Genomic DNA, 20,572 nt, shown 5'->3' on the forward strand with positions numbered 1-20,572 from the left:
GGACCGTCAGGTGAAACAACCATCACGCCCGATACCACCCGGGCACAGCCGCAGACCGCGACGGGGCGGCCCGGCGCGCGGAGCGGGCCTGCGGGCCGCCTGCGCGACCGTACTGGCCGTCACGCTCACGGGAACCCTCCTGGGCGCCTCTCCGGCCGTCGCGGCCGACCCCGACCCGGCCGCCAACCGCGGTCTGGTGGTGGGGTACTGGCTCGGGGGCGGCACCGGCATCAAGGAAGCGGCCGAGAAGGCGCTCGTGGGCACGGACGACGACGTCCGGCAGTTCCTCACGGACGCGCCCGCGATCCAGGAGATCGACGACCGCGTGGACGTCTCCCGCGTGGTGAACGCCGGCGGCCCCGCCGTGCGGGAGGCCGCGAAGAAGGCGCTGGCCGGCACCCCGGCCGATGTCGAGGCCTTCCTCGACGAGGGCTGGAAGACGGCGGACGAGCAGGACCTGCGGGTGCAGGCCACCCGGGTCGTGAACTTCGGCGGCCCCGGCGTCCAGGACGCCGGCAAGAAGGCGCTGCAGGGCACGTCCGCGGACCTCAAGCAGTTCCTGCGGATCGACCAGTACAAGGCGCAGCAGACCGACGAACGGGTCGAGGTCAGCAAGCTCTACAACAGCGGCGGCCCGAACGTGAAGGCCGCCGCCAAGCTCGCGCTGCGCGGCACCCCCGACGACGTCGTCGAGTTCCTGGAGGTCGGCCAGTTCGTCGCGCGCAACCGCGACCAGGAACGCGCCACGATCGAGCAGCTGATCGAGCAGGCCGAGAAGGCCGGCAAGCAGGCCGAGCACGCCACCGACGAGGCCGAGGAGGCGTCCGGCAAGGCCATCGCCGCCGCGGCGCTCGCCGAGGAGGCCGCGCAGAAGGCGGCCCGGGAGACGCAGGCGGCGAAGAACGACGCCCAGCGCGCGTCGCTGAAGGCCGGGCAGGCCGCCGACGCGGCCCGGGCCGCGGCCGCCGCCGCGCAGCAGGCGATCGGTGCCGCCGACGCGGCCAACCGCTCGGCCCGCAGGGCGTCGCTGGCCGCGGCGCAGACCGCGAACGCCGCGGCGGCGGCGGCCGAGGCCGCGAGCCGCGCCTCGAACGCGGCGTACGCCGCGAGCAAGGACAAGAACAACGCGCAGGCCGCCCGTGACCGGGCCGCCGAGGCGCGCAAGGCGGGGGCGCTGGCCAAGAAGTCGGCGCAGGCCGCCGAGCAGGCCGGCAAGGCCTCGCTCGCCGCCGCGGACGCGGCGGCCGCCTCCCGCAGCGCCACCGGGAACGCGAACAAGGCGGCGGCCGCGGCGGACGAGGCGGCCGACTACGCCGAGGCCGCCGGAGGCAGCGCCGCCGAGGCCCGGGCCGCCGCCGCGGAGACCCGTCGGCACGCCGCCGAGGCCAACCGCGCCGCCAACGCCGCCGAGGCACTGGCCCGCAAGTCGGCCGCGGCGGCCATGGAGGCCCGTGACGCCGCGAACTCCGCCGCCGCGCACGCGAACAGCGCCGCCGACGCGGCCGACGCGGCCGCCGAACACGCCGGTGAGGCCGCCGACCAGGCGGCGGAGGCGGTCAAGCAGGCCGCCGCCGCCAAGGCCGCCGCCGACGACGCCACCAAGGCGGTGGCGACCGCGCAGAAGACCTTCGACATCGCGCGGGAGGTCGAGACCGAGGATCTCAACACCCGTACGAACGCGGGCGTCGAGGGCGCCATGACGCAGAAGGCCTCGGCCGACGGCTTCACCGTCGACGTGTCCCGGTCGGTCATCGAGGGCCAGGCGATCACGGACGACACCCGGGCCCTGAGCGCCGAGGCGGCCGAGCCGGGGGCGGACCCGGCCGCGCTGGCCGCCAAGGGCCGCGCCGTCGCGCTGCGGGCGATGCAGTACTTCGGTTCCTGGCGCAAGGACGCCGCCGCGCAGGCCCTGTCCGGCACCGACGCCGACGTGATCGAGTACCTGCGCACGGGCTGGGACAAGGCCGTGGCCGACGAGACCCGCCAGCAGGTCGCCGACCTCGCCACAGACAGCCCCTACGAGGCCGTGCGCACCGCCGCCGCCGAGGCCCTGAACGGCACCGACCAGCAGATCCGCGACTTCTACACCACCGGGCAGCACCAGGCGGCCAACGCCGACTACCGCGTCGCCGTCACCAAGCTCGCCAACGACGGCGGGCCCGGTGTCAAGGAGGGCGCCAAGAAGGCCCTGGCGGACGGGGGCACGCAGGCCCTGCTCGACTTCCTCGACAAGGGACAGTACGAGGCCCAGCAGGCCGACGAGCGGGTGGCCGCCACGCAGCAGTACAACGCGGGCGGGCCCGAGGTCAGGTCCGCGGCCAAGATCGCCCTGGCCGCCCCCGCCGACCAGCTCCACCAGTTCGTCGAGGCGGGCCAGTTCATGGCCGCCCGCAAGGACGCCCTCGCCGACACGCACGTCGCCCAGATGCAGCGGCTCATCGCCGAGGGCCAGGAGATCGCGGCCACCGCCCGCAAGAACAGCGCCCTCGCCGCGCAGGCCGCCGCCGAGGCGCAGCACGCCTCGGCCGACGCCGACAAGGCCAAGAAGGACGCCGAGCAGAGCGCCAGGGACGCCGCGGGTTACGCCGCCGACGCCGACGCCGCCGCCGACCGGGCCGAGACCAGCGCCCAGCAGGCCAAGGCGTCCGCGACCACCGCGCGGGCCGCCGCCGACCGCGCCGCCCGGGATGCCGCCGCGGCCGAGGAGTCCGCCGCGCAGGCGGAGTTCTCCGCCGACTACGCGCGCACCTCCGCCTACGAGGCCAAGCAGGCGAGCGACCGGGCCCAGGCCGACGCGGTGGCCGCCGGGAAGAGCTCCGAGGAGGCCGGCAAGGAGGCCGCCGCGGCCTGGAAGGACGTGGTGACCAAGCGCCAGGCCGAGGAGGCCGAAGCGCGGCGGGTCGCCGCGGAACGGCGCAAGAAGGAGGAGGAGAGCAAGCCCAAGTGCTACATCCCGGTCAACCGGGACAGCCTCCCGCCGTGCGCGCTGGCCGGCCAGGAACTCGTGTTCCCCACGATCGACCCGACGATGAAGGAGTTCGCCTGGGAGATCCTCGGCCTCAACGACGCCAAGGACTGCGCGAAGAACCCCAGTCTCGGCAAGTGCGCCCTGGCGGCCATGAACTTCCTGCCCGTCGGCAAGCTCAAGCTCCTCAAGAAGTCGGTCGAGGGCGTGGAGGGCGCGATCGACAGCAGCCGTGCCGCGCGCATGGCCCAGAAGTGCGCCGAGTGCTTCCTCGCGGGCACCGGGGTCCTCATGGCGGACCGCTCGGTGAAGGCCATCGAGTCCGTCCGGGCCGGCGACCGGGTGCTGGCCACGGACCCGGTGACCGGGCTGACCGGGCCGCGCAGGGTCACCGACCTGATCGTCACCGAGCACGACAAGTACTTCACCGAGCTGGGCGTCTCCACCCCGCGCGGCCGGGAGAAGCTGACGGCCACGGAGGAGCACCCCTTCTGGTCGCCGTCCGAGGGCAAGTGGACTGCGGCGGCCGACCTCCGGCCGGGCATGACGCTCAGGACCGACGGCGGGGACACCGTCACCGTCCAAGACAGCCGGTTCTACAGCGGCTTCGCACGGACCTACAACCTCACGGTCGAGGGCCTGCACTCGTACTACGTGCTGGCCGGCGGCACCCCCGTCCTGGTCCACAACAGCCGGTGCCTGATCGCCGACGTCCTCGGTCCCAAGGGGGAGAAGCTGTGGCTCCCCAAGGGCCGCAAGGCCGTCGCGACGGCCAACAACCTCAAGGGGTGGGTGTACGAGATCAAGAAGAGCGAGGCCGTCGCCAACGGGCTCAGCGACAAGGTCGCCTACGTCCGGGTCATGGATCCGGTCACGAAGGGCAAGTTCCAGTACCCGAACGGCTACGTGGAATACTTGAACGCCGTGGGACAGACCGTGCACCCGCTGACCGGCCGGGCCGACATCGCGAAGTCCGATCCCTACTACCACATCCCGATCCCGTGATCTCCATCGAAGAACTGTTCACCGGCGCCGCGGACGTCACGCGGGCGGTTCCCGTCGACTGGGACCCGCTGCGGGAGGAAGCCGCGCTGCAGGAGGTGCACCTCCTGGACTGCCGGGTGTCTCCTCCCACGGGCCGTGCGGGACTGCTCCTGGACATGCGCACCGCGCTGCAGTACGACACGGGCAACGCCGCTCTCCTGGTGGTCCGCGGACTGCACACGTTCCGGTGGCAGGAGGAGCCGCTGGAACGCACGCTGCTCCCCTTCGCCATCATGAACAGCGTGCCCTCGGTGACCAGGAGGGAATGGCGGATGGACCTCGGCCTCTTCCCGGACGGTGAGCTCTCCCTCTCCGGCACGGCGGCCGAGTTCCATCTCCTGCAGGCCGCCGGGATCCCCGAGGGCCTGCCGGACTACTCCGAGCACCGGTTGGACGAGATCCGCGCGGATCTCCCCTGGTGGGATTCCGGCTGCACGGTCCTGCAGTCGTCCACCACGAGCACCACCTGACGGGAACGGCGGGGGTGGGCGCCCGGCCACCGGCCGGGCGCCCGCCCCCGTCCGTCATCCGGGGCCGCCAGAGGAACGGTTCAGTTCGGCGGCCAGACGGTGCAGGGCCGTGCGGTTGGCGCGCCGCATCACGGTCCGCACCAGGGGCGCCAGCAGCCGGTCGGCGAGCGGGGCGCGCCGCCAGGCGTACGTGAACGTGACGCGGCTCGCGCCGGCGCCTTGCGGCTCGATGGTGTAGGTGCCCTGGGCCAGCCGCCGGCCGGCGGCGCTGACGTTGCGTTCGACCAGGCGCCGCGGTGCGTCCGCCTCGACGGTCTCGATGGTCACCTCGGTCCTCGCGCCGGCCAGTGCGGCGGTGACCGTGGCGCGCGACCCGACACCCCGGGCCGGGCCGTCGCAGCGCCAGCCGGAGAGGTAGTGGTCGGTGAAGCGCTGGTGGTGCGCCATGACCTCGAGGAACTCGTAGACCTGCTCCGGCGTCCGCGGCACGTCGATCGACACAGTGACAGGCTGCATGAGCCCACCGTAGCGGCGGGCCGGCCCCGCGAACACGGGCGTGACGCGACGAACACGCCGACCGTGCCGCCCCGGAAACGATCGAGGGCCGGTCCCGGATCGCTCCGGAATCGGCCCTGACCTGCGACTCCTACGAGTCGGGACGACAGGATTTGAACCTGCGACCCCTTGACCCCCAGTCAAGTGCGCTACCAAGCTGCGCCACGTCCCGACGCGCTCACGTGCGGTGACCCGCGTGATCGCGTGAACGTCACTTTACCGCACGCCGGGGGCCGCGCCGAAGGGGGCGCTCGGGCGGGGCGGGCGGCGGGGGGCAGAATCGCACCATGAGCAGCACATCCTCCGGCCGGGCGGCCGGCGCACGCGACCGGGACAGCGAGGGGCGGGCGCGCAACGCCAGGCCCCGGGACGGCCTGGGGCGCCCCCTGCCCTACGGCGCGGACGGGGTGGCCCGGCAGCCCGAGGGCGTGGTGCGCACGCCCGCGGAGACGGTCGCGGAGGCCCAGGAGCTGCTGGAGGCGGGCAGGCCGTTCCACGCGCACGAGGTGTTCGAGGACGCCTGGAAGTCGCGGCCCGCGGGGGAACGCGGTCTGTGGCGCGGGCTGGCCCAGCTGGCGGTCGGGCTGACCCACGCCGCCCGCGGCAACGTCACCGGCGGCGCCCGGCTGCTGCGGCGCGGGGCGGGCGCGGTGCGGGAGTGGACGGCGGACACGGGCGAGCGCGAGCCGCACGGCCTCGACCTGGCCGGTCTCGTCGCCTGGGCGCAGGAACTGGCCGTCGCCGTGGAGAGCGGGACGGCGGCCCCCGTGGACGCGGCCGAACGAGCACCCCGGCTGAGGCGCGAGACGTAGGCGGACGGGACCGGCGGGCGCGGCGGAGCGGAAGGACGACGGGCGCGGCGGGCGACGGCAGGGGGCTGGTGGGTTGGGGGGGCGGGACGGGCGTCGGGCCGGCGGCCGGGCGGCCGGTGTGGTGCCGGTTGGGGTGTGGGGGCGCGCAGTGCGTGGGGCCGGGCGGGCGGTGCGTGCTTGCGGGCGAGGTGGCCAGTGCGCAAAGGCCAGCCGGCGGGCCGATACGTGCCTGCGGGCCGGGTCGCCGGGGGCGGAGGCCGGCCGAGCGGGCGGTGCGTCGGGGTCCGGTGGCCCGGGCGCGGCGGGGCGGCCGGTGCGGGGGTGTCGGTGGCCTGCGGCAGACTCGGGGTGTGCGGAAGATTCATGTCATCGGTATCGGTGCGGGCGACCCCGACCAGCTCACTCTGCAGGCGGTCAGGGCGCTGCGCGACACGGACGTGTTCTTCGTCCTGGACAAGGGCGAGGTGACGGCGGACCTGGTGCGGCTGCGCCGCGACATCCTCCGCACGCACCTGCCCGCGGGCGGCTACCGGGTGGTGGAGGCGCGGGACCCGGAGCGGGACCGTGCCGCGGACGGCGCGGCGTACTCCCCGGCGGTCGGGCAGTGGCGCGGCGCCCGCGCCGGCGTCTACGAGCGGCTGATCGCCGAGGAGCTGGGTGAGGACGCGACCGGCGCGTTCCTGGTCTGGGGCGACCCCGCGCTGTACGACAGCACGCTCGGGATCCTCCAGGAGGTGCTGGCGCGCGGGTCGGTCGCCTTCACGTACGACGTCGTGCCCGGCATCAGCAGCGTCTCCGCCCTGGCGGCCCGCCACCGCACCGGGCTGAACCGGATCGGCCGTCCCGTGCAGATCACCACGGGCCGGCGGCTCGCCGAGGGGTTCCCCGAGGGCGTGGACGACGTGGTGGTGATGCTCGACGCCCACCGGACGTTTTGGCGGTACGCGGACCAGGACATCGACATCTACTGGGGCGCGTACCTGGGCACTCCGGACGAGATCCTGGCCTGCGGCCCCCTCGCCGAGACCGCCCCGCGCATCGAGCGGCTGCGTGCCGAGGCCCGGGAACGCAAGGGCTGGATCATGGACACGTATCTGCTGCGCCGCAGGCCGAAGGGGTAGGGGCGGCCGGGGCGGGGGCGGCACGCCCGGCCGGGCGCCGCCGGGGCGTGCCGCGGCCCACCTCGTGCTCGGCCAGGGTGCCCACCTCCCAGCCGGCGTCGCGGCAGGCGGCGACCAGGCCGGGCAGGGCACCGAGGGCGGCGTGCCAGCAGCCCGGCGCCGAGGCGTGGTCCGTGTCGTGCAGGAGGACCGTGCCGCCGCCGCGCAGGTCCGCCCGGACGCAGTCCCGCACGGTGACCGCGGTGGCGTCCGCCGTCCAGTCCCGGCCCCAGGCCGACCACAGCACGGGCCGCAGCCCCAGGCTCCGGGCGGCCGTCCAGCGGCCCGCGGTGAGGATGCCGTAGGGAGGGCGGTACCACAGGGGCCGGCGGCCGGTGAGGTCGTGCACGACGCGGACCGCGCGCGCGGTCTCCCGCAGGTCCCGGCCGGGGGCGGGCAGCCACGGGCGGCTGTGGGTCCAGCCGTGCACGCCGAGTTCGTGGCCGCGCGCGGTGACGGCGCGGGTGAGCGCGGGATGGCGGGCGGCGCTCTCCCCGAGCACGAAGAAGGTGGCGCGTACGCCGAGCCGGTCCAGGACGTCCAGGAAGTACGGCGTGGTCGCGGGGTCGGGGCCGTCGTCGAAGGTGAGGGCGACGTGGTCGGACCTGCCGTGGCCGGCCAGGCGCGGGAAGCAGCGCGAGCGCAGGCGCGGCAGCCAGGTGGCGGCGGGGACGATGTGGGCGGCCGCCACGGCGGACACGGCGGCCGGCACCGCGAGGGCCGCGGCCGTGAGCGGCGGGACACCCGCGGCCCGCGTGAGGGTGCCGACGGCCCCGGACCCGCGCCGTCCCGTTCCCCGGTCGCTCACCCGGCTCACCCGAACCGTGCGGCCAGGCGCCGGTACAGGCCGGGCGCGGCGCCGCGGACGCGGCCGGGCAGCCGGGTCCAGCCGGGGACGTAGACCTCGTCCCGCCCCCGCGTGACCGCCTCCCAGACGGCGTCGGCGACCCGGGCCGCCGGGACGGGCCTGGGCCGCGACCGGCGGTACGGTACGCCGCGGCGGTCGAAGAACGGGGTGTCCACCACGCCGGGCACCACGTGGCTGATGCCGACGCCGGTGCCGCGCAGTTCGTAGCGGACGGCGTCGGCGAAGGCGCCCAGGGCGGCCTTGGCGGCGGAGTAGACGGCCTCGTCGCGCACCCCGACCGTCCCGGCCAGGGAACCGATGATGACCACCCGGCCGGCGCCCTGCCCCACCATGTGCGGCAGCAGCAGCCGGACCAGGCGCACCGTGGCGAGCACGTTGACGTCGAACACCTCGTCGATGGCGGACTGCGGCATCGTGCTGAACGGTCCCGCCCAGCCGATGCCGGCGCCGGCCACGAGGAGGTCGACCCGGCCTACGCGGTCGAGTGCGAACTCGGCGAGCCGGCGCTCGGCCCCCGGCCCGGACAGGTCCGCCGGATAGGCCAGCGCGGAGGTGCCCCGGGCGACCTCTTCCAGCCGTGCGCGGTCCCGCCCGTTGAGCACCATCCGCCAGCCGCCCTCCGCCGCGAGCCGCCGCGCGACGGCCGCGCCGATCCCGGAGGAGGCGCCGGTGACCAGCGCGCCCCCGCCCGTGGGCGTGCCGTCGGCGCTTCTGCGGCGCTCGGCGCCCTGCGTCGCCGGTGCCTCGGCGCGGAGCCCGGAGCCGGACCGTACGCGGGAAGGGGCTTGGGTCATGGGGGCGCACCTCTGGATCGACGGGCCCGGGGCCGCCGGTGCGGCGCCGGTGGTCCGGGACGGCCATGCCGGGCGTGGAGTATCCCGGTGGCCGGGTCCGAAACGCGGGACGGGCTGGGGCGGGTCGGTTCGTTTGACTGCGGTGGGTGAGGGTTACTCACTTCCAGTGTCGTCCGAAACGCCCGCGCCGCCACCGCTGCCCGCCGCCCGGGGTCCCGTGACCGGGGCCGGGCGGGATCCCTCGGCCGCCCCGGGGACCGGCCCGGCCGCCGTCGGCGGTCCCGTTCCCGGTGAGGGCTCCGTCACCGGGGCGGGGCGACTGCTCGTGGTGAGCGCCAGCATGGGCTCCGGGCACGACACGGTGGCCGCGGAACTGGCCCGCCGGGCCCGCGCCGCCGGCGGCCGGGCCGACGTCGTCGACGTGCTGGAGCTGCTGCCGTACGGGCTGGGCGCGGGGCTGCGCGCGGGCTACCAGGGCGCCGTCCGGCACTGTCCGTGGGTCTACTCCGGTGTCTACGACCTCTTCCTGCGGCCCGGTCCCCGGCCCCGCCCGAGCGGCACGCCGCTCGCGCGGCTGGCGGGGGACGCGCTGATGGCGCTGGTGCGCGAGACGTGCCCCGACGTGGTGGTGTCCGTGTTCCACCTGGCGGCGCAGCTCACCGGGCATCTGCGGGCGCGCGGGACGCTGCGGGTGCCCAGCGCGGTGGTCGTGGTCGACTTCGCCGTGCACCGCCAGTGGCTGCACCCGGGCAACGACCTGCACCTGTGCCTGACGGACGAGGCCGCGCGGGAGGTGAGCCGGGGCCTGGGCCGTCCGGCGCGGGCGACGGGACCGGTGGTGGACCCGGCCTTCTTCGCGCCGGGGGCGGGGGCGGCCGAGTGGCGGGACCGGTTCGCGCGGCAGGCGCCCGGGCGCCCGGCGGTGCTGGTCTCCGCGGGTGCCTGGGGGGCGGGCGCGCGGCTGCCCCGTACCGCGCGGCTGCTCGCGGCGCACGGCTTCCTGCCCGTCGTGCTGTGCGGGCGCAACGAACGGCTGCGGCGGGCCCTGTCCGGCGTGCCCGGGGTGCTGACCCCCGGCTGGGTGAGGGACATGCCGGAGCTGCTGCACGCCTGTGCCGCGCTGGTGGACAACGCGGCCGGGCAGACGGCCGTCCAGGCGCTCGCCGCGGGTGTGCCGGTCGTCGGGTACCGGCCGCTGCCGGGGCACGGGGCGGAGGGGGTCCGCACGATGGCCGGTCTCGGGGTGTCCGACCACGCCGGGGACGAGACCGGTCTGGTGCGGTCCCTGGCCCGCCTCACGGCGGAGGGTCCGGAGCGGGAGCGGCGGATCGCGGCGGGGCGCGCGCTGTTCGGGACGGACGCGCTGACGGAGGTCGTACGCCTGCGCGGGTGACCGGAAGCCCCGGCTCCGCGCGCCCCGCTCCACCCGTCGTCCTCACACGGGCACGCTCACCCCGTCGTCGGCCCGCTCCCGCCGGGGCGGACCCGGTCCAGGCGCATCACGTGGTCCACGTTCCCGCGGTCCTCGGCGTCCTCGCTGGGCACGGCGGCGAACCAGGCGTCGAGGATCTCCTTCAGCAGGGGCTCGGAGGTCAGCCGCAGGCCGAGGGCCAAGACGTTGGCGTCGTTCCAGCGGCGCGCGCCGTCCGCCGTGTACGCGTCGGTGCACAGGGCGGCGCGGACGCCCGGCACCTTGTTCGCGGCGATCGACGCGCCCGTCCCGGTCCAGCAGCACACCACCGCCTGGTCGCTGCGGCCCTCGGCTACGTCGCGGGCCGCAGCCCGGGAGCACACCGCCCACCGGGGATCGTCGCCGGCCCGCAGGGCGCCGTGGGTGACCACGTCGTGGCCGCGCTCACGCAATGCGGCGACGAGGGCGTGGGCCACGGGTTCGGGCATGTCCGAGGAGACGGAGATCCGCATGCCCGGAAGGCTACGCCTGGAACAGGGTCATGCCGAGCAGGAGGGCGCAGACGAACAGGGCGGCCGCGCCGACGACGGCGACCAGCCGGGAGTGGCGCCGCAGCGAGGTGCGCACGCCGGGACGGCGCGGGGGCACCCGGTGGACGGTGGTGTTCCAGCCGGTGTCCACCCCCGGGACCTGCGGGTGCGCGGCGGTCCGGTCCGGTACCGCCCGCCCGGGGCCCGGGTGGGGCGCGGCGGCGTAGGGCTCGTGGGCGAGGCCCGGCTGCTCGGGCGGCAGCGGTTCCGGTGCCCCGCGCCAGGCGCCGCTGCGGAACCAGTCCGCCGTCTGCCGGGCCGTGGGCCGCTCCTCGGGGCTCTTGGCGAGCATGCTCAGCAGGTACGCCTCGAAGGCGGGGGGCAGCGCGGCGCCGCGCTGGTGCGGGGGCACGGGCGGGGAGTCGACGTGCTGGTACAGCAGTCCGGTGGCGGTGTCCGACTCGAACGGCGGACGGCCCACGGCCAGTTGGTAGAGGACGCAGCCCAGCGAGTACATGTCGGAGGCCGAGGACGCCGGGGTGCCGATGGCGCGTTCGGGCGCCAGGTAGAGGCCGGTGCCGACGATCTGGCCGGTCGTGGTGAGGCCGGCCGACGGGTCGTCGACGAACCGGGCGATGCCGAAGTCGCCGATGCGGACGGTGCCGTCGCGGTCGCTCAGCAGATTGCCGGGCTTGATGTCGCGGTGCACGATGCCCTGGGCGTGCGCGGCGGCCAGCCCCTCGGCGGCCTGCTCGGCCACCTGGGCCAGCCGCTCGGGTGTGAGCGGACCGCCCGAGGACAGTTCCCCGGAGAGGCTGTCGCCGTCGACCAGTTCCATGACGAGGAAGCAGCGGTGCTCCCAGGTGCCGAAGTCGAGCGTGCCCACCACATGGGGGTGGTTGAGCCGGGCGGAGGTCTGCGCCTCCAGCCGGAAGCGGGCCTCGGCCGAGGCGTCGGCCAGGTCGCTCAACAGCAGTTTGACCGCGACGGGCCGGCCGAGCACCTCGTCCTGGGCCCGCCAGACCTCACCCATCCCGCCCCGCCCGATGACCGCGTGGAGCCGGTACCGATCCGCCACCAGCACCTGTAGACCGCCCTCAATCCCCGTAGCCACCAATGTCCCCGCAATCCCCCCGCACGAGCCCCGCCCCGCGGGCGGGCACGGCCGCAGCCGGGCACCGCTTCCGGGGCGCGGCAACCGGCCCATCTTAACGATCACTTGGCCTTCCGCCGACCGGCGTCTTACCTTCGGCGACGGCCGGCGGATCACGACCATCGTGACGTACGGGACCCTTACGGGTGAAAAGCGGAACATCCCACTTCGTACCAGTATGTAGAACTGATCATGTATGTCATCGTCGCCGTGACCCGCTGATCCACTCAGGAAGGGTGAGGACGACCTTGGACCCACTGACCTGGCTGCTCATCCCACTGGCGGCCGCGATCATGGCGGCCCTGTGGGGCTCTTGCGCGGGGCGCACCCGGCGCGCCGACGACTGGACCAACGTGCAGCGCTACGACCGCCTGCGGGCGGCCCTGGCCCGCGCGACCGCCTCGGCCTCCACCGCCCCGTCGGTCCCCTGCCGCTGACGGGATCCCTGGGGCAGGCCCGCCGGACCCTGCCCTAACCCAGCAGCAGCTGCACTCCCCCGACGGCCGTCGCCGCGATCACCAGCCGCTCGAAGAGCCGCTGGTCGATCCGGTCGGCGGCCCACCGGCCGAACACGGCGCCGGGCACGACGAAGACCACGAGCACCGCGTCCAGCAGCAGGGAGCGGCCGTCGATCAGCCCGAGCCCCACGCTGAAGGGCACCTTGGAGACGTTGACGATCAGGAAGAAGAAGGCCGACGTCCCGAGGAAGCCGAGCTTGCGGAAACCGGCCGAGAGCAGGTACATCGACATCACCGGGCCGCCGGCGTTGGCGACCATGGTGGTGAAGCCGCCGAGGACACCGTAGGAGCGGGCCTTGAGGCGGCCGGCGCGGGTGGTGACCGCGCCGGGTTCCTCCTGCCGCTCGGCCGCCCTGCGCCGCACCACCGTGACGGCGGCCATCAGCAGCAGGATGGCACCGATCGAGATCCGCACGACCCCGTCGTCGGCCCGCAGCAGGAACAGGGTGCCGACGACCACTCCGGCCGCGACCGCCGGGAACAGCCGCCACAGCGTGGGCCAGTGGGCGTGGCGCCGGTAGGTCAGTACGGCCAGCACGTCTCCGGCGATCAGGACCGGAAGCAGCACCCCGGTCGAGGCGCGCGCGGGGAGGACGGCCGCGAAGATCGCGAGGCTGACCGTGTTGGCCCCGTTGACGGCGGTCTTGGAGAAGCCCACCAGCAGGGCCGCGGACGCGAGCGCGGCGAAGGCCCAGCCGGACAGGTGCCACAGAGTCATCGTGTCCATGCGGAGACCGATGGTACGTCCGGGCAGGATCCGGTGGTAACCGGCGTCTCGCCAGGTGGTCCCGGGACCTGCGGGGCGTGGGCGACTGACGTGAGTGGCGGGCTGATGTGAGGGAGGCTCAGGCGGCCGGTGCGTTGATGTGAGGGGGCTCAGGCGGCCGGTGCGCCGGCCGCGGACCGCTCGCGTCCCGCCGTCCCGCCCTCGCCGTCCCGCTTCCCCGCCGTCCTCCGTCAGGCGTACCGAGCCCGCAGTTCCCGCTTGAGCACCTTCATGCTGGGCCCGAGCGGCAGCGCGTCGGTGAACTCCACGCGGCGCGGGTACATGTGGCGGCCCAGCCGCTCCTTGGCCCACGCGGTGACGGCGGCCGCGTCCGCCGGGGCGCCGGGGGCCGGCACGACGACCGCGCACACCTCCTCGCCATGCAGTTCGTCGGGCAGGCCGATGACGGCGACCTGGGCGACGCCGGGGTGGCGCAGCAGCACCTCCTCCACCTCGCGCGGGTAGACGTTGTAGCCGCCGCGGATGACGACGTCCTTCTTGCGGTCGACGATGCTGAGGAAGCCCTCGTCGTCCTTGGTGCCGAGGTCGCCGGTGCGGAACCAGCCGTCGACCAGGGCCTCGGCGGTGGCCTCGGGGCGGCCGAGGTAGCCGGAGAAGACGTTGTGGCCGCGGACGACGACCTCGCCCAGTTCGCCCGGGGGCAGGAGTTCGACGCGGTCCTCGGTCTCGGCGCGGGCGATCTCCACGTCCACGCCCCACAGCGGGTGGCCGATGCTGCCGGGCTTCGCGCCGAACACCGGCTGGTTGACGGCGGCCGCCGGGGAGGTCTCCGACAGCCCGTACCCCTCGTAGATCTTCGCCCCGAACGCCGCCTCGAACCGTTCGAGCACCGCGACCGGCAGGGAGGCTCCGCCGGAGACGCACACGCGCAGCTCCGGGAGGACGTCGGCGCCGGCCGCCGCGGCGGCCAGGGAGACGAACATCGTGGGCACGCCGTGGAAGGTGTTGACGCCCTCCTTCACCATCAGCTCGATCGCGCGGGCCGCGTCGAAGCGGGGCAGCAGCACGAGGGTCGCCCCGGCCCGCCAGGTGGAGTTCATCGACACCGTCTGCCCGAAGGCGTGGAAGAGGGGCAGCGCGCCGAGTGCGATGTCGTCGGGGCGGATGTCGTTGGCGTCGAAGGCGTTGACGGTGGCGTTCATCACCAGGTTGAAGTGGCTGAGCACGGCGCCCTTGGGGACGCCGGTGGTGCCGCTGGTGTAGAAGACGACGGCGGGGTCGTCGGCGGCCCGGGTGACGTAGGACGCCAACGGCTGCGCGCCGGCCGCCAGTGCCTCCAGTTCGGCGCCGAGCGTGACCACCCTCACCCCGGCGGCGCGGGCGGCGGCGGTGCCTGTCTCCGCCTGCGCCGGATGACACAGGAGCAGGGTGGCGCCGCTGTCCTTCAGGACGTGCTCGGCCTCGGCCGCCGAGAGCAGCAGGTGGACCGGCACGACGACCGCGCCGGCCGCCGCGATCGCGTAGTACGCCTGCGGGAACTCGGCGGTGTTCGGCGCCATCAGGGCGACCCTGTCACCCGGCCGGATCCCGAGCCCGGCCAGCGCCCCGGCCTGCGCGCGGGCCCGCTGCCACACCTGCGCGAAGGTGAGCCGCAGGTCGCCTTCGACGAGGGCGGTCCGGTCGGGGCGGCGCCGGGCGTTCTCGGCGAGGATGGCGGCGACGGAGAGGGTTGCCATGGGGGGTACTTCCTTCAGGTGCGGCTTCGTTGCTGCGGTGAGGGGAGGCGGCTTGTTCCGGCGCGGGGGTACGGCCGGTTTCGTCACGGCGCTCTCCGGCACGGCCGGGGGGCGGCGCGGGGCCCGGGGACGTGCCTGCCGGCCGGGCGGGTCCCGGGACGTGCCCGGGCCCGGTCCCAAGCCCAGGACGTGTCCCGGGCCGAGTCCCACGCCCAGGACGTGTCCGGGCGGGTCTAGGGTCGCTCGACGAGCAGGGCGCTGCCCTGTCCCACGCCCACGCACATCGTGGCGAGGCCGCGGGCCGCGCCGGTGCGGTCCATGCGGTGCAGCAGGGTGGTGAGGATGCGGGCGCCGGAGCAGCCGAGCGGGTGGCCGAGGGCGATGGCGCCGCCGCTCGGGTTGACCAGGTCCTCGTCGATGCCGAGCTGGTCGACGCAGGCGAGGGCCTGGGCGGCGAACGCCTCGTTGAACTCGGCCTCCTCGATGTCGCCGATCCCCCATCCGGCGCGGGCCAGCGCCTTGCGGGTGGCGGGGACGGGACCGATGCCCATGACGTCGGGGTGGACCCCCGCGGAGGCGCCGGCGACGTAGCGGCCCAGGGACCGCAGGCCCAGGTCGTTCAGCGCCTCCTCGCTGACCAGGAGGAGACCGGCGGCTCCGTCGTTCATCGGGGAGGCGTTGCCCGCCGTGACCGTGCCGTCCGCGCGGAAGACGGGCTTCAGCCGGGCGAGCTTGTCGTAGGAGGTGTCCTCGCGGATGCACTCATCGCGGTCGACGACCGTACCGTCGGGACGCTTCACGGGCAGGATCTCGGCGTCGAAGTGGCCGTCGGCGCGTGCCTGGGCGGCGCGCCGGTGGCTGCGCAGCGCGAACGCGTCCTGGCGGTCGCGCGCGATGCCGTACCGCGCGGCGACCTCCTCGGCGGTCTCGCCCATGGAGAGCAGCCCGTGCAGGTCCTTCATCGCCGGGTTGACCAGGCGCCAGCCGAGCCGGGTGTCGTACGTCTCGATGCGGTGCGGCAGCGCCTCGTCCGGGCGGGGCAGCACGAAGGGGGCGCGGCTCATCGACTCGGAGCCGCCCGCGAGCACGATGTCTGCCTCGCCCGCGGCGATGGTGCGTGCGGCGGTGGTGACGGCCTCCAGGCCGGAGGCGCAGAGCCGGTTGACGGTGGCGCCGGGCACGGACTCGGGGAGCCCGGCGAGCAGCGCGGCCATCCGGGCGACGTTGCGGTTGTCCTCGCCGGCCTGGTTGGCGGCGCCCCAGTAGACGTCGTCGACGCGGGCCGGGTCGAGGGCGGGCACGCCGTCGAGCAGGGCGCGGATCACCGCCGCGGCGAGGTCGTCGGGGCGTACGGAGGACAGGGTCCCGCGCAGCTTGCCGATCGGGGTGCGGCGGGCGGCCGCGAAGTGGACGGGACGCACGGCAGGACTCCTCGAAGGGCTCGTACGGCCGGACGGTACGGCGCGGGGTCACCGCTCGGTCCCGGACGACCATTAATTAGCACTGCTAGTTTCGGACTATAGACCGCGGACCGGCCCGCTGGGAAGATCCCCTCCGGACCCGCCGACCCCGCAGGAGGAGACATGGCCGACACCCGCGAGCACGTCCTCACCGGAACCCGGGGCACCCTGTGCGTCCACGAGTGGCCGCACCCGCGCCCGCGCTTCCTCGCGGTGCTCGTCCACGGCTACGGCGAGCACGCCGGGCGCTACCAGGAGGTGGCGGACGTGCTCCGGGGGCTCGGCGCGGCCGTCCACGCGCCCGATCACATGGGGCACGGCAAGTCGGCGGGCGAGCGCGTGGTCGTCGAGGACTTCGAGGACGTGGTGAGCGACGTGCACGCCGTGGCGGACCTCGCCCGGTCCGCGCACCCGCGCCTGCCGCTGGTCCTGGTCGGCCACTCCATGGGCGGCCTGGTCGCGGCCCGCTACGCCCAGCGCCACGGGGACGAGCTGACCGCGCTCGTGCTGTCCGGCCCGGTCATCGGCGCCTGGGAGCTGCCCGGGCGGCTGCTCGCCCTGGACGAGATCCCCGACCGGCCGATCAGTGCGGCGGCGCTCTCCCGGGACCCGGCGGTCGGCGCGGCCTACGCGGCGGACCCGCTGGTGTGGCACGGCCCGATGAAGCGGCCGACCGTGGAGGCGTTCGCGCGCACCCTGCGGACCGTCGCGGACGGCGGCGACGTCGGCCGGCTGCCCGTGCTGTGGCTGCACGGGGACGACGACCGGCTGGTGCCGCTCGCCGGGAGCCGGCCCGGGGTGGAGCAGCTCACCGGCGGCCCGGCCGGGGCCGGCGGCGACCTGACCGAGCGGATCTATCCCGGCGCACGGCACGAGGTGTTCCTGGAGACCAACCGGGCGGAGGTCTTCGCGGACGTGACGGCCTTCCTGGACCGGGTCCTGCCCCGCTGAGGACCCCCCACGGGGCGTCGTGACCAGGACCGTCCGCGGGGGCACCTGCCCGGTTTGCGGGAGCACGCGCCGGGCACCCGCTCGGTACCGCCAAGACGACCCCACGAGGGAGAACCACCGCATGACTGTCGTGAAGAGCACGATTCCCGAGTCGGCACGCCAGGTCACCGGGGAGGCACTGCAGAGCACCCTGGTGGATCTTCTCGGGCTCTCCTTGATCGGTAAGCAGGCGCACTGGAACATCGTGGGACCCCGTTTCCGCTCGATCCACCTGCAGCTGGACGAGGTGGTGGCGGCGGCCCGCGAGTTCGCCGACACGGTCGCGGAGCGCTCCTCGGCGCTCGGCCTGCCGCCGGACGGCCGTCCCGAGACGATCGCCTCCGCGTTCACGCTGCCCGGCCCGAAGGACGGCTGGGTGCGCGACACCGACGTGGTCGAGGTGATGATCGAGGCCCTGGAGGCCGCCATCGCCCGGCTGCGCGAGCGCATCGAGGCGACGGAGAAGCCCGACCCGGTCACCCAGGACCTGCTGATCACGATCACCGCCGAGCTGGAGAAGCAGCGGTGGATGTTCGCCGCGGAGAACGTCTCCCGCGACGACTGAAGCGTGAGGGCCAGGGGCCACGATGAGTGAGGCCACCGGTGCCGGCCGTGCGCCCGGCGCCGGAGAGAAGGACGAGAAGGACGACCGGCGCGGGGTAGCGGTGCTGCGCGAGCTGGCCCGGCGGCACGGCGAGACCTTCGCGCAGGAGGCCGGCATCACCCTGAAGAACACCCCGCAGCCGCTGTACCGGCTGCTGGTGCTCGCCGTGCTGCTCAGCGCCCGCATCCGCGGGTCGGTCGCCGTCGCGGTGGCCCGGGAGCTGTCCGGCGCCGGACTGCGCGACCCGCGCCGCATGGCCGCCGCCGGCCGGCGGGCGCGGGTGGACGCGCTGGGCCGCGGCGGCTACCGGCGCTACGACGAACGCACCGCCACCCAGCTCGGCGAAGGCGCCGAGCTGGTCATCGGACGCTGGGGCGGTGACCTGCGCCGGCTGCGCGCGGAGGCCGGCGGCGACGTGGCTGCGCTGCGCGGGCTGCTGCGGGAGGTACCGGGGCTCGGTCCGGCCGGCGCGGACATCTTCCTGCGGGAGGTCCAGGGCGTGTGGCCCGAGGTCGCCCCCTTCCTGGACGCCAAGGCGCTGTCGGGCGCCGAACGCCTCGGCCTGCCCTCCGACCCCGGCCGGCTGACCGCCCTCGCCGGCGGCACGGGCCCGGAGGTCCTCGCGGCGGCACTCGTGCGCGCGGCGCTCGACAAGAAGGTGGCCGGCTCGGTCGGCTGACCCGGCCGGGCACGCTCCGTGCGCGGCGGCCGCCCCGGCCCCGGGCAGGCGCTCAGCCCCGCGGCAGCGGCAGGCCGAGGAGGCGGCTGATGGTCCGCAGGACGCCGTTGTCGTTGTTGGAGGGCGCCAGGTGACGGGCCCGGCGGATCACGTCGGGGTGCGCGTTGGCCATGGCGAAGGACCAGTCGGCGGCGTCCAGCATCTCCAGGTCGTTGAGGTAGTCGCCGAACACCAGGGTCTGCGCGGGCGTGATGCCCAGCTCCCGCTGGAGACGGCGCAGCGCCGCGCCCTTGTCGGCGGTGCGGTTCATGACGTCGACCCAGTGCTCGCCGGAGACGACGACCTGGTGGGTGGCGGCGAACGGTGCCAGGGCGGGGGCGGTCGTCCGCTCGGCCGGTCCGAAGTCGAAGACGGCCACCTTGATGACGTCGTCGTCGACGGCGGCTGCGTCCGCCACGACCTCGTGCCGTACGTAGTACTTGCGGACCTCCGCGAGGAACGCCTCGTCGGACCGTTCCACGTAGGCGGACCGCTTGCCGCAGATCACCGCGCCCACGTCCGCGCCCCCGGCGGCCAGCTCCCGTACGGCCGACACGAGCCGGACGGCCACCGCGGGCGCCAGCGGGTCGGAGCTGAGTTCCTCGCCGTCCCGGACGACGTACGTGCCGTTCTCGGCGATGAAGACCATGCCCTCGTCCGCGCCGGCGAACTGCTCGGCCAAGGTGGCGTACTGGCGCCCGCTCGCCGGGCTGAAGAGCACACCGCGGCGGCGCAGTTCGGCCAGGACCGGCCACAGGCCCGCGGGCATCCGTTGGGCGTCGTCGAGGAGCGTGCCGTCCATGTCGGTGACGATCAGCCGTATGCCGGCCGGACCGGCGGGGTCCCCGGGGCGGCTGACGGGGGCGGTGAGCAGGGGCGAGGGAGTGCTGGACATGTCCCGGTTCCTGTGGGGGCGCGGGGGCGCCGGACGGGTGGCGGAGCGGCGGGAACAGCCGGAACGGCTCCCCCGCCGGCCTCCGAGACAAACACGTCCCCCCGCCGCCGGGCAAACCCCGCCGGCGGCCGCCCCGAGTGCCGCCGGGCCACGACGGCCGCGGCCCCGGGCGGGCGGGTGCGTCGATTCCCGGGACAGGGTGATCTTCGCGCGGCACAATGGCGGGAGACTGCGCGGTCTGCGCCGTGCCGTCGGCGGACATGCACCGAGCGGACAGGAACCAGGAGCGCGGACGTGAGCGAGAGCAGCATCCCGACGGGCGGGTCGCCGAGGCTGAACACCGGGGTGGCGCACAACGCGCGGGTCTGGAACTACTGGATCGGCGGCAAGGACAACTACGAGGTGGACCAGCGGGTCGGCGAGCACGTGGCCGGCATGTTCCCGGTGATCCGCGAGGTCGCGCGCGCGGACCGCGAGTTCCTGGGCCGGGCGGTGCGCTTCCTGACCGCCGAGCGCGGCATACGGCAGTTCCTCGACATCGGCACCGGGCTGCCGACCGTCGACAACACCCATGAGATAGCCCAGCGCCTGGCTCCCGAGGCGCGCATCGTGTACGTCGACAACGACCCGATCGTCCTCGCCCACGCGCGCACCCTGCTGACCAGTACCCCCGCGGGCGCCACCGCCTACATCGACGCGGACGTGCACGACCCGCAGGCCATCGTCGAGCGGGCCGCGGCCACGCTGGACCTCGGCCGGCCCGTCGCCGTGATGATGCTCGGCATCCTGAACTTCGTCCTGGACACCGACAAGGCGCGCGACATCGTCCACCGTGTCATGGCGGCGGTCCCGTCGGGCAGCTACCTGGTCCTCACCCACCCCACCGTCGACGCCGACCTCGGCGGCGAGGGCAACGTGGGTGCCATGGCGTTCTGGAACGAGAACGCCACTCCCCCGATCACCGCCCGTCCGCGGGCCGAGGTCGCCGCCTTCCTGGACGGTCTCGACCTGGTCGAGCCGGGTCTGGTGCCGTGCTCGCGGTGGCGGCCCGGGGCCGAGGCCCCCGCCGTGGTGCCGCAGTTCGGCGCGGTGGCCGTGAAGCCCTGACCCGGGCGGCGCGGCGGCACCCTCGCCGCACGCCCCGAGGCAGCCCCATGGAGTA

The 20,572-nt window shown here is 75.1% G+C and carries 19 protein-coding genes and 1 tRNA gene; 10 read left to right on the plus strand and 10 right to left on the minus strand.

Annotation, left to right across the window (positions count from 1 at the left end; all coding sequences use genetic code 11):
• Positions 1 to 10 precede the first annotated feature (10 nt).
• Positions 11 to 3,970 carry a polymorphic toxin-type HINT domain-containing protein gene (locus ABZ719_RS17975; RefSeq protein WP_366726142.1) on the plus strand — a complete coding sequence of 1,320 codons (3,960 nt, stop codon included), beginning with the start codon at positions 11 to 13 and terminating at the stop codon, positions 3,968 to 3,970.
• On the plus strand, positions 3,967 to 4,479 hold the full coding sequence (locus ABZ719_RS17980; RefSeq protein WP_366726143.1) for a hypothetical protein: 513 nt from the start codon (positions 3,967 to 3,969) through the stop codon (positions 4,477 to 4,479). Before ABZ719_RS17975 ends, ABZ719_RS17980 begins: the two co-directional genes overlap by 4 nt.
• Before the next feature lie 54 nt (positions 4,480 to 4,533).
• Here ABZ719_RS17980 and ABZ719_RS17985 read toward each other — a convergent pair whose 3' ends face one another.
• Positions 4,534 to 4,995, minus strand: coding sequence for an SRPBCC family protein (locus tag ABZ719_RS17985; RefSeq protein ID WP_366726144.1), 462 nt, complete (start codon positions 4,993 to 4,995; stop codon positions 4,534 to 4,536).
• A 137-nt stretch (positions 4,996 to 5,132) separates the two neighbouring features.
• Positions 5,133 to 5,206, minus strand: a tRNA-Pro gene (locus ABZ719_RS17990).
• Positions 5,207 to 5,321: 115 nt separating this feature from the next.
• Here ABZ719_RS17990 and ABZ719_RS17995 point away from each other — a divergent pair.
• Both ABZ719_RS17995 and cobF read left to right on the plus strand, forming a co-directional pair.
• The gene (locus ABZ719_RS17995; RefSeq protein ID WP_366726145.1) at positions 5,322 to 5,846 is read left to right on the plus strand and encodes a DUF309 domain-containing protein; all 525 of its coding nucleotides are present in this window, start codon (positions 5,322 to 5,324) and stop codon (positions 5,844 to 5,846) included.
• 350 nt (positions 5,847 to 6,196) lie between these two features.
• Positions 6,197 to 6,967, plus strand: coding sequence for a precorrin-6A synthase (deacetylating) (cobF, locus tag ABZ719_RS18000; protein WP_366726146.1), 771 nt, complete (start codon positions 6,197 to 6,199; stop codon positions 6,965 to 6,967).
• Here the strand turns inward: cobF and ABZ719_RS18005 are convergent.
• Together ABZ719_RS18005 and ABZ719_RS18010 are read right to left on the minus strand one after the other, a co-directional pair.
• A complete protein-coding gene (locus tag ABZ719_RS18005) occupies positions 6,927 to 7,718 on the minus strand; it encodes a polysaccharide deacetylase family protein (RefSeq protein WP_366726191.1) in 792 nt (263 codons plus the stop codon). The two genes, cobF and ABZ719_RS18005, sit on opposite strands and share 41 nt — an antisense overlap.
• Positions 7,719 to 7,819: 101 nt before the next feature.
• Positions 7,820 to 8,668 carry an SDR family NAD(P)-dependent oxidoreductase gene (locus ABZ719_RS18010; protein ID WP_366726147.1) on the minus strand — a complete coding sequence of 283 codons (849 nt, stop codon included), beginning with the start codon at positions 8,666 to 8,668 and terminating at the stop codon, positions 7,820 to 7,822.
• Between the two features lie 340 nt (positions 8,669 to 9,008).
• Here ABZ719_RS18010 and ABZ719_RS18015 point away from each other — a divergent pair, with 340 nt between their 5' ends.
• Complete coding sequence (locus ABZ719_RS18015) at positions 9,009 to 10,061, plus strand: galactosyldiacylglycerol synthase (RefSeq protein WP_366726192.1); 1,053 nt, start codon at positions 9,009 to 9,011, stop codon at positions 10,059 to 10,061.
• Positions 10,062 to 10,117: 56 nt separating this feature from the next.
• Here ABZ719_RS18015 and ABZ719_RS18020 read toward each other — a convergent pair whose 3' ends face one another.
• Together ABZ719_RS18020 and ABZ719_RS18025 are read right to left on the minus strand one after the other, a co-directional pair.
• Positions 10,118 to 10,591 carry an RpiB/LacA/LacB family sugar-phosphate isomerase gene (locus ABZ719_RS18020; RefSeq protein WP_366726148.1) on the minus strand — a complete coding sequence of 158 codons (474 nt, stop codon included), beginning with the start codon at positions 10,589 to 10,591 and terminating at the stop codon, positions 10,118 to 10,120.
• Between the two features lie 10 nt (positions 10,592 to 10,601).
• Positions 10,602 to 11,687, minus strand: a complete 1,086-nt coding sequence (locus tag ABZ719_RS18025; RefSeq protein WP_366726149.1) for a protein kinase — start codon at positions 11,685 to 11,687, stop codon at positions 10,602 to 10,604.
• A 323-nt stretch (positions 11,688 to 12,010) separates the two neighbouring features.
• Between ABZ719_RS18025 and ABZ719_RS18030 the strand changes: the two genes are divergently transcribed.
• Positions 12,011 to 12,199 carry a hypothetical protein gene (locus ABZ719_RS18030; protein WP_366726150.1) on the plus strand — a complete coding sequence of 63 codons (189 nt, stop codon included), beginning with the start codon at positions 12,011 to 12,013 and terminating at the stop codon, positions 12,197 to 12,199.
• Between the two features lie 34 nt (positions 12,200 to 12,233).
• Here the strand turns inward: ABZ719_RS18030 and ABZ719_RS18035 are convergent, their stop codons facing one another.
• The 3 genes from ABZ719_RS18035 to ABZ719_RS18045 all read right to left on the minus strand — a co-directional run bounded on the left by ABZ719_RS18035 (position 12,234) and on the right by ABZ719_RS18045 (position 16,164).
• Complete coding sequence (locus ABZ719_RS18035; protein WP_366726151.1) at positions 12,234 to 13,007, minus strand: sulfite exporter TauE/SafE family protein; 774 nt, start codon at positions 13,005 to 13,007, stop codon at positions 12,234 to 12,236.
• Between the two features lie 230 nt (positions 13,008 to 13,237).
• Entirely contained in the window at positions 13,238 to 14,743 is a 1,506-nt protein-coding gene (locus ABZ719_RS18040) for a long-chain fatty acid--CoA ligase (RefSeq protein WP_366726152.1), read from the minus strand.
• A gap of 233 nt (positions 14,744 to 14,976) precedes the next feature.
• The gene (locus ABZ719_RS18045) at positions 14,977 to 16,164 is read right to left on the minus strand and encodes a thiolase family protein (protein ID WP_366726153.1); all 1,188 of its coding nucleotides are present in this window, start codon (positions 16,162 to 16,164) and stop codon (positions 14,977 to 14,979) included.
• Between the two features lie 162 nt (positions 16,165 to 16,326).
• Between ABZ719_RS18045 and ABZ719_RS18050 the strand changes: the two genes are divergently transcribed.
• The 3 genes from ABZ719_RS18050 (at position 16,327) to ABZ719_RS18060 (ending at position 18,476) form a co-directional block, all read left to right on the plus strand.
• Complete coding sequence (locus ABZ719_RS18050) at positions 16,327 to 17,154, plus strand: alpha/beta fold hydrolase (RefSeq protein ID WP_366726154.1); 828 nt, start codon at positions 16,327 to 16,329, stop codon at positions 17,152 to 17,154.
• Positions 17,155 to 17,275: 121 nt separating this feature from the next.
• Positions 17,276 to 17,758, plus strand: coding sequence for a DNA starvation/stationary phase protection protein (locus tag ABZ719_RS18055; RefSeq protein WP_366726155.1), 483 nt, complete (start codon positions 17,276 to 17,278; stop codon positions 17,756 to 17,758).
• Positions 17,759 to 17,780: 22 nt separating this feature from the next.
• Entirely contained in the window at positions 17,781 to 18,476 is a 696-nt protein-coding gene (locus tag ABZ719_RS18060) for an endonuclease (RefSeq protein ID WP_366726156.1), read from the plus strand.
• A 52-nt stretch (positions 18,477 to 18,528) separates the two neighbouring features.
• Here the strand turns inward: ABZ719_RS18060 and ABZ719_RS18065 are convergent, their stop codons facing one another.
• Complete coding sequence (locus tag ABZ719_RS18065; RefSeq protein ID WP_366726157.1) at positions 18,529 to 19,410, minus strand: Cof-type HAD-IIB family hydrolase; 882 nt, start codon at positions 19,408 to 19,410, stop codon at positions 18,529 to 18,531.
• A gap of 294 nt (positions 19,411 to 19,704) precedes the next feature.
• Here ABZ719_RS18065 and ABZ719_RS18070 point away from each other — a divergent pair, with 294 nt between their 5' ends.
• Positions 19,705 to 20,517, plus strand: coding sequence for an SAM-dependent methyltransferase (locus ABZ719_RS18070; RefSeq protein WP_366726158.1), 813 nt, complete (start codon positions 19,705 to 19,707; stop codon positions 20,515 to 20,517).
• Positions 20,518 to 20,572 lie beyond the last annotated feature (55 nt).

Source organism: Streptomyces sp. NPDC006743 (assembly GCF_040703815.1).
Taxonomy (GTDB): domain Bacteria; phylum Actinomycetota; class Actinomycetes; order Streptomycetales; family Streptomycetaceae; genus Streptomyces.